Annotated in this window: 15 protein-coding genes; 2 read left to right on the forward strand and 13 right to left on the reverse strand. The window is 40.7% G+C overall.

The window, feature by feature from the left end; genetic code table 11:
• Positions 1-246 precede the first annotated feature (246 nt).
• Entirely contained in the window at positions 247-630 is a 384-nt protein-coding gene (gene ssb, locus NSU02_RS18540; protein ID WP_339193564.1) for a single-stranded DNA-binding protein, read from the reverse strand.
• 147 nt (positions 631-777) lie between these two features.
• Entirely contained in the window at positions 778-1,173 is a 396-nt protein-coding gene (locus tag NSU02_RS18545; RefSeq protein ID WP_063388990.1) for a hypothetical protein, read from the reverse strand.
• 259 nt (positions 1,174-1,432) lie between these two features.
• On the opposite strand from NSU02_RS18545, the gene NSU02_RS18550 reads away from it, so the two are divergent.
• Positions 1,433-1,834: a helix-turn-helix transcriptional regulator gene (locus tag NSU02_RS18550; RefSeq protein ID WP_063388991.1), complete on the forward strand. Its 402-nt coding sequence runs from the start codon at positions 1,433-1,435 to the stop codon at positions 1,832-1,834.
• A 73-nt stretch (positions 1,835-1,907) separates the two neighbouring features.
• Positions 1,908-2,366, forward strand: a complete 459-nt coding sequence (locus NSU02_RS18555) for a YwpF-like family protein (protein WP_066248032.1) — start codon at positions 1,908-1,910, stop codon at positions 2,364-2,366.
• A 185-nt stretch (positions 2,367-2,551) separates the two neighbouring features.
• On the opposite strand, the gene NSU02_RS18560 is transcribed toward NSU02_RS18555, so the two are convergent.
• The 11 genes from NSU02_RS18560 to NSU02_RS18610 all read right to left on the reverse strand — a co-directional run bounded on the left by NSU02_RS18560 (position 2,552) and on the right by NSU02_RS18610 (position 11,830).
• Entirely contained in the window at positions 2,552-2,812 is a 261-nt protein-coding gene (locus NSU02_RS18560; protein WP_339193566.1) for a hypothetical protein, read from the reverse strand.
• 478 nt (positions 2,813-3,290) lie between these two features.
• Positions 3,291-3,713: a 3-hydroxyacyl-ACP dehydratase FabZ gene (fabZ, locus tag NSU02_RS18565; protein WP_094244697.1), complete on the reverse strand. Its 423-nt coding sequence runs from the start codon at positions 3,711-3,713 to the stop codon at positions 3,291-3,293.
• A 199-nt stretch (positions 3,714-3,912) separates the two neighbouring features.
• Positions 3,913-4,182, reverse strand: coding sequence for a DNA-directed RNA polymerase subunit beta (locus NSU02_RS18570; protein ID WP_339193569.1), 270 nt, complete (start codon positions 4,180-4,182; stop codon positions 3,913-3,915).
• Between the two features lie 184 nt (positions 4,183-4,366).
• Entirely contained in the window at positions 4,367-5,197 is an 831-nt protein-coding gene (locus NSU02_RS18575) for a flagellar hook-basal body protein (protein ID WP_339193572.1), read from the reverse strand.
• Between the two features lie 16 nt (positions 5,198-5,213).
• On the reverse strand, positions 5,214-6,032 hold the full coding sequence (locus tag NSU02_RS18580; RefSeq protein WP_339193575.1) for a flagellar hook-basal body protein: 819 nt from the start codon (positions 6,030-6,032) through the stop codon (positions 5,214-5,216).
• 288 nt (positions 6,033-6,320) lie between these two features.
• Complete coding sequence (locus tag NSU02_RS18585; RefSeq protein ID WP_063388998.1) at positions 6,321-7,322, reverse strand: rod shape-determining protein; 1,002 nt, start codon at positions 7,320-7,322, stop codon at positions 6,321-6,323.
• A 144-nt stretch (positions 7,323-7,466) separates the two neighbouring features.
• Positions 7,467-7,742, reverse strand: coding sequence for a sporulation transcriptional regulator SpoIIID (gene spoIIID / locus NSU02_RS18590; protein ID WP_063388999.1), 276 nt, complete (start codon positions 7,740-7,742; stop codon positions 7,467-7,469).
• 599 nt (positions 7,743-8,341) lie between these two features.
• Positions 8,342-9,304: a biotin-dependent carboxyltransferase family protein gene (locus NSU02_RS18595; protein ID WP_339193576.1), complete on the reverse strand. Its 963-nt coding sequence runs from the start codon at positions 9,302-9,304 to the stop codon at positions 8,342-8,344.
• On the reverse strand, positions 9,279-10,067 hold the full coding sequence (locus NSU02_RS18600) for a 5-oxoprolinase subunit PxpA (RefSeq protein WP_094244703.1): 789 nt from the start codon (positions 10,065-10,067) through the stop codon (positions 9,279-9,281). Before NSU02_RS18600 ends, NSU02_RS18595 begins: the two co-directional genes overlap by 26 nt.
• A complete protein-coding gene (pxpB, locus tag NSU02_RS18605; RefSeq protein ID WP_117017303.1) occupies positions 10,064-10,798 on the reverse strand; it encodes a 5-oxoprolinase subunit PxpB in 735 nt (244 codons plus the stop codon). The genes NSU02_RS18600 and pxpB overlap by 4 nt, the downstream gene beginning before the upstream one ends.
• 528 nt (positions 10,799-11,326) lie before the next feature.
• Complete coding sequence (locus NSU02_RS18610; RefSeq protein WP_066248016.1) at positions 11,327-11,830, reverse strand: GNAT family N-acetyltransferase; 504 nt, start codon at positions 11,828-11,830, stop codon at positions 11,327-11,329.
• Positions 11,831-11,890: the final 60 nt, after the last annotated feature.

Raw genomic sequence — 11,890 nt, forward strand, 5'->3', positions numbered from 1 at the left:
GGCTGGCCAAAGGTTGAGGGAGCTTTTAGGGGATGCCTTGTGATTTTTTCTTTTCACTGGAAGGAAAAAAGCGGACGACTTAGCTAACGGAAGTCCATTTTCGATTTGAGTCAAAAGGTGGACTTTTCTTCTCATAAGATTGATTTTCGTTTCTTCTGCGGAATCAAAAGCAAACTTACTTTACATCAAACATGCCTTATTTTGCTGAAGACGAAAAGGATTGTTTTTCCTCTAAAGTCAGACTTACTATGCCTCAGACTGTTCAGGTGCGGATTCCGGATCGAAAAGCTCTCTTGCCCGCATTCTTTGCGGCGGAGTGCCCATAAATCGAACGGAATCCGCAACAACTTCTGCTACGTACACTTTTTTGCCCTCGCTGTTTTCATAGTTGCGCGTTTGAATTCTTCCGATTACGCCAACGATCGATCCTTTCCGGCAGTAATTTGCAGTATTTTCAGCTGTTCGTCTCCAAAGTGTACAATGAACAAAATCTGTGTCGATTTCCCCTGCCGCATTGCGAAAGTTGCGGCTCACAGCCAGCGTAATATTGGCAACAGGAGCCCCTTCACTTGTATAGCGGATTTCAGGATCCTTCGTTAATCGACCGACGAGCGTCACATGGTTGATCACATCATCCCTCCCTTCTCGTAATGTGCACCCTTATTGTAGCTGAAGTTAAAAAAATAGAAAAATGTCTATTTTTAGATTTTTCCGCCTTTAACGACGTTGATTTTCTCATTTTCCTATAGCTATTTTTCGAAAATAAACAACGATTTATTAATTTTCGGGATTTTTCATATTTTTTGTCGCAATGAAGGAAAAATGATTCGACCCATAGATGTGTATGTTCTGCAAGAGCCTTGAGAAGATTGGAGAAGATTTCATTTGCTCATCGATGATTTCTTCTTTATAGCGAAGAGTTGTGTGGTCGTATGTAAACAATTGAACATAAAACTGCTTTTCTTGCATCCCAAACATTACCCGCAATATTGACAATTTATCCTCCATTTGAAAATATACATCAATTACCGCATCGCTCGGGATTTGAAAATAATGATAGCTAAGCTCATTTTCGGAAAAATCGCCAATCCTCAACATCATGAATTCCTTATTTCTAGTTCTATTTTCATGACCGCGGATAATATGAATTTTTTTGAGTTTATATTTCGTCATCAAATCCCCCCTTAGGCCTTTTTAAAAAAGTATAATCGTTAATGTAAAAATTATCTATATTTACGAAATATTTGTAATATATGTATTTTAGTTCATTTTTCCTATAAATTGTCGAAAATTCTCCTTATCTCTTGTTTTTTCTTCATTTTTTAATTTTGTTCTAATACTGAACGTTTATTTTATTGATCTTATTACGATCTGACGATGACTTCTTTTTCCTTTACCATATTTTTAATGGTATGGAAAAGTTGGTGGAATCGTGGACGCACAACAAAAATTTCAAATGAATATGAAATTTTTCCGAAAAGAAAAAGGATGGACTCAGAAACAGCTGGCCGAAAAATTGAATATGACAAGATCAGTAATCAGCAAATTGGAAACTGGAGTGCAGCAGCCTAGTCTGGAGCAGCTTGTTTCGATTAGTGAAGCACTCGAAATCAGCATTGATCATCTAGTTGGTCAAGGCGGTACCCCGAGCATGTTGGCAGAAGTGCTTGAACCGTATCGGTCAGAAAAACATTTGGAGGAAGTAATTGACTTTTTAATAAAACATCCCAATTTATACGATGCGATTAAAAAATTAGCGAAAACAAATCATAATCAACAGCAATTATCCCAGTATGTTGCTACGATGATTCATGAACTGTTGAAAATAGAGTAAAGGCTGACTTTTGTCAAGCCTTTTTTATTTTATGTTATAATAAAGCATAAACTCTAGTTGGGGGCCTTGAACCATGAAAACCTTTAAGCTTGTCGAATTGAAAGTTGAGAGGAAAGATCAGGAAAACCGCATCGAAAATTTACCTCTTGCTGATGGGCTGATCATTAATAAAGAGGACGGCGAAAATTCGTGGTTAATTGAGGCGCTTCTTTCTAAACAGTTTCGTCCTTATTTTGAACACCATTTGCAAAATAATGATGAACTCAAGCTTTTAGCCACGATTACTAAAAAAAATAATAGACCCGCTCATATCATTGCAAAAATTCGTTCGATCACTATGTTAAAGGATTATATTTCTGTCCTTTTTGACGGCAGAATCTATAATAACCGAACTTCCAAGCAGGAAGCAGAAATGGTCCTCAGAGAACTAATTTCAAAAGGTCTATCCGGACAAGAGCTGCTGGAGGCATTTAGTAAAACAATCCATAAAATCCATGATCCAAAAACTAAATGCCGATTTAAAAAAAATTGAATAGTCCTCCATGAAAAAGGATAGTCTTGCGTATTTTAATGTGAAAGCCAACAAAAATCCTGGCCAGATTTGCCTAGATGAAACCGCAGATGCTCCACATCTAATCAATTTTAACTTAAATCAGTTATGAGACACCTCATTTAACTCCTAAAAATAAAATAGAAGGCACGAACGGCCTTCTTCAATTATTGATTTTCTTGTTCTTCGTTGTTTTCGTCATTATTATCGTCGGCAGTATCATCTTGATTGTTATCAGCACCTTCTTCATCATCCGGTGGCAATTCTTCATCTAAAGTATTCCCGTTATTGTCTTCATCTGTTGGACCTGTATTTTCTTCTGTATCGTTATTATTGTCCGGAGGGACCTCATCATTCGTATTGCACCCTGTCACCACCATCAACGCCATTAGCATGCTAAATAACATGTACATCCATTTCTTTTTCATATGATTGCTCCTTTCTTATTGTTATACGTTCTTAACATGCCCAAGTATTTTTAACACATTCAACAAATTTTTCTAAAACACAGATTGAATTTTTCAACCTTCAGTATATGATGACATAGATTGAAGAAAGGATAAGAAGAAATATTCGTAAAAGAACGATTTCGAAAATAAACTTTTGCAATCCAACATTTTCATATCCAAATGTAAGAGAAAACACTTTAGAAGGGCTCATAATCGGGGAAAAACAAACGAAAGCCATATTTTCAACATCAGAAGAAATAAAAAATGAAGATATAGAGATGAATACACCGTACTGGAGCACATCGAAAATTTTGGGAGAGAATACAGAAAGAAGATCTTTTAAGATGCAAGTACATTCAAATTGAGGTCAATACAACAGACTTCTTGAACTTATGAAAAAAGCGGCAGTCTAATGTGCTTATTTAATAAAAAACAGATGCCATTTGAAGGCACCCGTTTATTTCACAGCAAATGTTAATTCAGCTTCACAAGCGATTTCGTCATCAACCTTTGCAATTCCTTTTGCTTTTCCGATCGGACCCCGCTGTGCGATCATTTCCACTTCCAGTTTTAGTTGATCCCCGGGGCGTACTTGTCTTTTAAAACGGCATTTATCAATGCCAGCAAAAAGAGGGAGCTTCCCTTTATATTCTTCTTTTTTCATCATGGCGACTCCGCCTACTTGTGCCAGTGCTTCAACGATCAAAACACCTGGCATAACCGGATAATCCGGATAATGTCCGTTAAAAAACGGTTCGTTAATTGTGACATTTTTGATGCCGACCGCCCGCTTGCCTTCCTCTAATTCAACAACTCGATCGACTAGCAAAAACGGATATCGATGTGGTATGATCTCTTTTATTTGCTGAATATCCAACATGAAGATGCCTCCTTAAGGATTAAAACGATAGTCTGTTTCCGCAGCTTTTTATGGCTCTAATGAACGATTTTTGCCCCATTTTTTCGTCTCCCGATCTCCGGCATCTGAGCAATGCATCAGCTCGTTTCTTAGAACCAGTCTTGCAGAAGATCTTAACAAGGAGGAAAATTCCCCCAGCCTTTCATCAAGTATATTAGAATTACGCGTCCTTTTCAACAAGATCTATGATGTGCTGCCATGTAGACGGTTTAAGTGCATCTAGTGGACGTCCGTCCCCCAACACTCCATATCCGATCATCGCACCGATTGCCATGCTGATGACCATTCCAAAAACAAGTAAAATGAGACGAAGCCAAATTGGAATAAGCCGGACTCGTGTGCGCGTTTTTCTCTTGACTCCGTCCTCTTTTTTCGCTTTTTTCCGTTCTCCCCTTGTTAAAATATCAACTTTTTCCTGAGCAGCCATCATAAAAACTCCCTTAAAAAATAACAAGTTTTAAAAAGCTGATACAGCAGCTTCTTTTAAGGTCAAAGATCAAAAAGACCTATTTCTATATTCACGGTGAACACCCGTTTAAGGCTAGAGGTAAAACTTGTTAAATTGAATTTTTGCCGATTTTCAACTGTTCAACACAATTGCAGAAATCGCCCTATTACCTCACGGTGTTGATTAGTCCAAGCATTTGATCGCCGATCGTAATTGACCGGGCATTTAATTGGTAGGAGCGTTGTGCGATCATTAAGTCTGTAATTTCTTGAGTCAGGTCGACATTTGAGCTTTCTAGAGCCCCTTGCCGCATGCCGATTTCCGTCCGCAAATCCCCTTCCAAATTCGTCAGCACATCTGTGATGGGCACGTTTCCTAATTGCTGCAAACCGTATATATTATTGCCGAGTGAAATCATCATGCTCGGACGATCTACTCTGACAACTCCAAGATTAACCGTTTGCGGCAGTTCTCCTTCATTCCGTGGCGCTGCTGTAAGCGTCCCGTTTGCAGAAATGACAATATCGCGAATATCTCCGTCCAAGTAAATCGGGTTTTGATTTTCATCAAACACGCGGTAGCCGTCTTTCGTCACAAGCATAAGGCGGTTCGTACCATCGTTTGCAGGAGATAAATAAAGAGCACCGTCTCTTGTATACCGGACCTCGCCGTTTACTTCCACTTGTAAAAACTGATCCTTGTGTAAAAGCGCAACATCTAGCTCTCTGCCTGTCGTTTTAATAGCGCCTTGATGAAAGACAAGCTGTTTATCCAGTCTGGCGCCGACGCCAAGACGAAGGCCGTAATCAGTCAATCTGCCTGTTTCTTTTTGAAGATCCGGCTGATTGTTCAGCTCTTGTCTCATCAATTCGTGAAAGGTTGTGCTCGTTTTTTTATAACCGTTTGTATCGATATTCGCTAAGTTATGACCGATTGCATCCAATTGCTGCTGTAACTGATTCATCGTATTAGTCGCTGTAATCATTGAGCGGAGCATTTACAACACCTCTTTGTCAGCCGATGCGGCCGATTTCATTGACTGCTTTGTCCATACTTCTGTCATATGCTTGCAGCACCTTCTGATTTGCTTCAAAAGAACGATAGGCTGTCAGCATATCCGTATAAGCCCTTGCAACATCAACGTTGGAACGTTCAATATATCCTTGGCGCAGCACATATTGCACATTGCCGTTTCCAATTGCACTTGGCAGCTCTGTTCCGTCAGCCGTTCGAAACAAGCCGTTCCCTTCATTGACAAGATTGCGGACATCATCTTCAAACCGAATGTCGATCGTTTGACCTGTGTATTGTCCGTTTTCCAGAACTTCTCCTTCAGGCGTAATAGTAAAATCGTTTCCTTCAATAATAATCGGCGTTCCGGCTACAGACAGGACAGGGTTTCCTGCCATTGTCAGGCGGCCTAGCTCATCAATCGTAAAGTGGCCGTTTCTCGTATATTTCACTTCACCATTTCCCGTTTCAACAGCAAAAAAGAGAGTGCCTTTTAAATTCGTTTCTTCATGAATTGGAACCGCTTCTTCCACTAAAGCTACATCAGTCGGCAAATCAGTTGCACGGATATCCCCTTGGGTAAATAGTGGAATCAATTCTTGCATATAAACGCCTGTATTGACAGATCCAACTTCCGAAATATTTGTCACACCGTTTTTTGTTTCAATTCTTGACAAAAGCATTTCCGGAAAAGCCCGTATTGCAGCCCGGTCAGATTTATATCCCGGCGTGTTAGCGTTGGCTATATTGTTTGAAAGCATTTCCGCATGGCGCTGCTGTGTGAGCATTCCTGCTGCAGCTGTATAGAATCCTCGAAGCATGATTTTTCACCCCATCCAACAAATCCGACATGTTCTCCTAATTTTATATTATAAAGGACTTTTCGATGATTCTCATTACAATTTTTTTATTATCTTATAGGTAAAAGATCACAATTTTCTGATAGGTCTTTTATCTTCCGTCTCCTTTCCAAACTGTTCATAAAGAAAAATATCATTTGGATGTTGGGATCTGAATGGGTATGTAAAAGCAGGATTGGTCTTTCAGATTTAATAGTAAAAAAATCGGCGTAAAAGCCGATTTCTAAAAAACTTATTGCTACGATTTTGTTATATAAACTTTCTTTTTGGCAGTTTGTCCATGTTTTCAAGCATGATTCCTGTTCCGACAGCAACGCAGTGCAGCGGATCATCCGCTATGGTAACCGGAACCTTCAGCTCTTCAGACAAGAGCAGATCAAGCCCATGCAGGAGTGCTCCGCCGCCTGTTAAAATAACACCGCGGTCAATGATGTCTGCAGACAGCTCAGGAGGTGTGCGCTCCAACACATTTTTGGCTGCTTGAATAATGGCTTCGACAGGTTCTTTTAATGCTTGCTCGATTTCTTTCGACCTAATAGTGATCGTCCGAGGCAGTCCTGTGACCATATCACGACCCCGAATATCGATTTCTTCGTCGCGTGCACCTGGAAATACTGTTGCCGCTTTCACTTTAATATCTTCTGCAGTTCGTTCACCGATCAGAAGCTTATACTCCCGTTTAATATAATTTAAAATTTCAAGATCAAATTTGTCTCCAGCCACTTTCAAGGACGAGGCGGTAACGATATCACCCATGGATAGTACAGCTATGTCCGTCGTCCCGCCGCCAATATCCACCACCATGTTTCCACTCGGCTGGAAAATCTCCATCCCAGCGCCAATTGCAGCTACTTTTGGTTCTTCCTCTAAAAAGACTTGCTTGCCGCCGCATTTTTCAGCTGCCTCTCGGATCGCTTTCCGCTCCACTGAAGTAATGTTTGTCGGGCAGCAAATTAAAATCCGCGGCTTTGATATAATGCCTTTGACATTTAACTTATTCAAAAAATGTTTGAGCATTGTTTCTGTAATATCAAAATCTGCGATGACACCATCCTTCAGCGGGCGTATGGCAACAATATTGCCAGGTGTACGGCCAACCATACGTCTCGCTTCCTCGCCAACCGCTAACACCTTTCCGTTGTTGCGGTCAAGTGCCACAACAGAAGGCTCATTTAACACAATGCCTCTGCCCTTTACATGAATCAGCACATTTGCTGTTCCTAGGTCGATTCCTACATCTTTTGAAAACATATTACTATGATCCTCCCTTGCCAATCATCATCTCTCCAACTAATATCCTAATTTCTTATTGTATCATATAATTGCATAAAAAGTATGATTTTGTAAAAAAAGACAAGATTTTCGGAGAGTTTTGTCGGTTGGCGTCGAGAATCATCATCGTTTTATCGGTTCTTTTTGCTGTTCTTCTTTTTTATATTTTAATTTTGTTGCTTCTCCGCCACGAAGATGGCGAATCGATTTATGATAATCTAGTATTTTCTTTACTTCGTTTGCTAAATCAGGATTTATCTCCGGCAGCCTTTCCGTTAAATCTTTATGGACGGTACTCTTGGAAACGCCAAACTCTTTCGCGATTACACGAACAGTTTTTTTCGTCTCCACGATATACTTTCCAATCTTGATTGTGCGTTCTTTGATGTAATCGTGCACACCACTCGACCTCCCTAATGTGGATGTGAGAAGTGTGAAATGAGATTCGCATGCACAGTGTATACAGCTATATACATGATGTAGAATCTAAAGTTGCCATTTTTGCTGTATTGATCATCTATCTCCACGATCCCTCACCTCAAACACTCTCTTGTTAGGTTTGTAACATTTTATTAGCTTGGGTGAAGATATATTCTTGAAAAGTCAAGAAGGACAAGGGATTTATGAAAATTTATTTTCCACTTAAAGTCGAGGTCATGTTTCGACACTTTTCATTGATTAGTTTTTCGACGATATACGCCAATCATTTTCCGGGAAATATGTATAATTCCAGTGAAAAAAAGAAAACATCTGCTCCTTTTTGGAACAGATGTCGAGAAATGGGGAATGGTTTGATTCTTATGACAAAACAGAAAAACATTTTTGATGAGCTCTTAGGCAATGTGGACAAGTTCTCTCTTGCTTTTTTATGTTCCTAAAATATTTGACTTGTTCAGGCTTTTATTAGCGCAGATTACTGAAATTGTTCAGACCTTATAGGGTCGTATTTAATAAAATTTCGTTCAATGATCATACATGTTCACTTTCCAAACTTTCGTTTATTCATCATATATGCCAGCTCCGACTGAAATTTGGCGTATGATGCGCATCTGCTCAAGATAAAGCTTTTGAGCCTCTTGAACGGAAACCGGCTGAAAGCGAATCTTTGCCCCTGGCACTGCTTGAGCAACGTACATCAAATCCACTGTAATAACTGTTCCGATTCTCGTATATCCGCCCGTTGTTTGCCGATCAGCCATTAAAATGATCGGCTGTCCGTCAGCAGGTATTTGAATTCCGCCAAGGGGAGCAGCTTCCGACAAAATGTCGGCAGGCTTTCTATGAGAAATTTTCGGCCCTTTCAGCCGATAGCCCATTCTGTCCGATTGCGGTGTGACTTCATATACAGAAGAAAAAAAAGTATCGATTCCTTCTTTTGTAAACGCCTCTTCATGTGGACCCGGGACAATGCGAATGGTCATGTGCTTTTCATATTTCGGGATAAGGGAAGGGGATAACATTCGGCCAATTGTGCTTGTTTTTACAGCATCTGAACCCATGATTACATCCCCTTTTTGAAGGGCTCTTCCATTTAATCCTCCTATTCCCGCTTTTAAGTACGTTGATTTGCTCCCCATGACCTTAGGGACATTAATTCCGCCTGCGATTGCGATATAGGCTCTCGCTCCGCTTTTCAAACCGGTAAAAGAAAGCTGATCTCCCTTTTTCAGCAGCACGCTTTTCCATAACGGAGCGTCTTTCCCATTGATTTTTGCCGCTAGATCGCCTCCGCATATCGCAATCACAATATCACGGACGGCCCTTAAGGAAGGACCTGCGATTGTTGCCTCCAGCACCGCTTCATCTTTTCGGTTGCCGACTAAAAGATTTGCGATTTGCATGGAAAACGAATCCATAGCGCCGGCAACAACAACTCCGTATTGCTGATAGCCCGTTCTTCCTAAATCTTGAACAGTCGTTAACAAACCAGGCTTTTCAACTAACAATATTTCTTTCATCATTTTTCGCTCCCGGATTGACAATACGAATATTTTCTTCTTCCAGTTTGCTTTTTAAAGCTTCAGCAAATGCTAATGCCTTCGGACCGTCGCCATGGATGCAGATTGTATCAGCTTGAATGGGGATGTCATGCCCGTTTATTGCCGCTACTTTTCCCTCCTTCACCATACGGAGAACTCTTTCTACCGCTTCCTCTGGATCGTGTATGATTGCATTTTTTTCTGATCTTGAAGTTAATGTTCCGTCAGGCTGATACGTTCTGTCGGCAAAGACTTCATGCGCGACCGTAAGCCCGATCTTTTCCCCCGCACGGCAAAGGACGCCTCCTGAGAGTCCATATAGGATAAGCGACTCGTCAACATCTTTTACTGCTTGAGCAATCGCCTCCGCTAACGCCTTGTCTTTTTCAGCCATATTGTATAGAGCACCGTGGGGCTTCACATGGTTCAGCTTCATCCCTTTTGATGCCGCCACAGCCTGCAAAGCTCCAATTTGATAAACGACCATATTGTAGACTTCCTCAGGAGATACTTTCAATTCCCTTCGTCCGAATCCGGCTAAATCGTTCAACCCTGGATGAGCGCCTATCGCCACATCAAACTTTTTCGCAAGCTCTACAGTCCGCATCATGACATTATGGTCGCCGGCATGAAATCCACAAGCAATGTTGGCTGAAGAAATACAGCGAAGCAGTTCTTCATCATTGCCAATTTTAAAATGGCCGAAGCTTTCCCCTAAATCGCTGTTTAAGTCAACAGATATCATGTTTCTGCCGCCTCCTTTTTATATTTGACCACTTTATATGAACCCTTTAGCACCTGCTGTTCAATTTTTTCATATTCTCTTTCCGTAATGGGGACAAATCGGATGTAATCGCCGGCTTTTAGCAATATTGGATCTTGTTTCTGCGGATCATACAATTTGACAGGCGTTCTCCCGATGATTTGCCAGCCTCCCGGTGTTTCCAAAGGATAAATCCCTGTTTGCTCCCCGGCAATTCCTATTGAACCGGCAGGAATTCTAGATCTGGGTGTCTTTTTCCTCGGCGCCGCAATTCTTTTGTCCATTCCGCCTAAATATGGAAAACCTGGAACAAACCCAATCATATAAATCAAATAATCGGAGGATGAATGAATCTTCACTACTTCTTCTTCCGACAATCCATTCGTTTCAGCAACAAACTGAATATCTGGCCCTGCCTCCTTGCCATATAATGTCGGAATTTCAATGACTATTGGATCCGGCACTGGCATGCTTTCTATCTTTTCTCCAATTTTTAAAAGCTTTTGAGAAAGTTCATCGTACGAAATAATATTTGGTCGATAAAAAACAGCAAGGGTGGTGTAAGCAGGAACCCATTCGACTATTCCTTCAATGCAGCTTTGTTCCAGCCAATATACATATTGACGGATTTGTTGATAAATTGCTTCGGAAATCTCCGTACCGAATTGAATGATGATTCCTGTATCACCAAGCGGTTGAATCGAAAATTCCACCGTTTCCACCCTCCTTTTGAAAAAGTGCTTTTACGCAGCAAAACACTTACTTTTGCAGCTTCTGTGTAAAGCTTGTCAACCCGGCCAAAACGGCTGCTGCGGATGTTTTTTTCAGCACTGGTGGATTGCTGCTGTTAAGCAAGTTTTCCAGTCCACATAAATCGTTAATCGAAACGTTCGTATCAAAAAGAAATCGACATAAAAAAGCCCCTATCACTCAATGGAAGCAAAAATTTATTTAATACTCTGGTACGCAATTAAAATATACATACTCGCAGATGGCAGATCTGATTGAAATTCTTTCGCTGCACAAACTGCCAGAAAAACAGGATCGCCCATAATCATGCAATGAACAATTTTCCGCAGGAAAATTCAACACCAGTCTATAGATTCAGCCAAATTTAAACAGCCGAACAATCATGTTCTAAAAAAGGATTGCAGTTTGCTAAAAAGACGCTTTTTTACTCAACTGGCGAATGAAAAAGAAACTAAAATACTATATTGCGAGCGGAGATACTGTTAATACGTTCAATCGGCTACACGTTTCCCCACTATCACTAAATCTCGCTCAACACCGTCCAGTACCGCTACACGGGGAAAGTGCCCCCAATCGCGGAAGCCATTTTTGTAAAACAGCTTTAAGCTCGGGATGTTGTGCTTGAAAATAAAGCCAAGCAAATTTTTTATTTGGAGGCTTGGAGCCTTTTCTATAGCGGTCTTCAAGGCAAAATCGCCGATTTGTTTTCCCCGGTACTGTTCATCAATGTAAATGCTAATTTCCGCAGTTCCGTTATAAGCAGGCCTTCCATAAAAGGATTGAAAGCTGAGCCAGCCAGCTACGCTTCCATCCTGCTCGATCATCCACAACGGTCTCGTTTTTGGATTGTGCTCATGAAACCACTGTATACGGTCTTCCACTGAAATAGGTTCAGTATCAGCTGTCACCATCCGGCTTGGGATCGTTGAATTGTAGATCGAGACGATTTTAGGCAAGTCATGTATCGTTGCATCTCGAAAGCGAATATTTTCCACGTGCTTCTTCCTTTCTCCTGCTTAGATTGATTCTATTATATATGGAATAAAGTGAATTTT

The sequence above is a fragment of the Aeribacillus sp. FSL W8-0870 genome (assembly GCF_037963755.1).
GTDB lineage: Bacteria > Bacillota > Bacilli > Bacillales > Aeribacillaceae > Aeribacillus > Aeribacillus composti.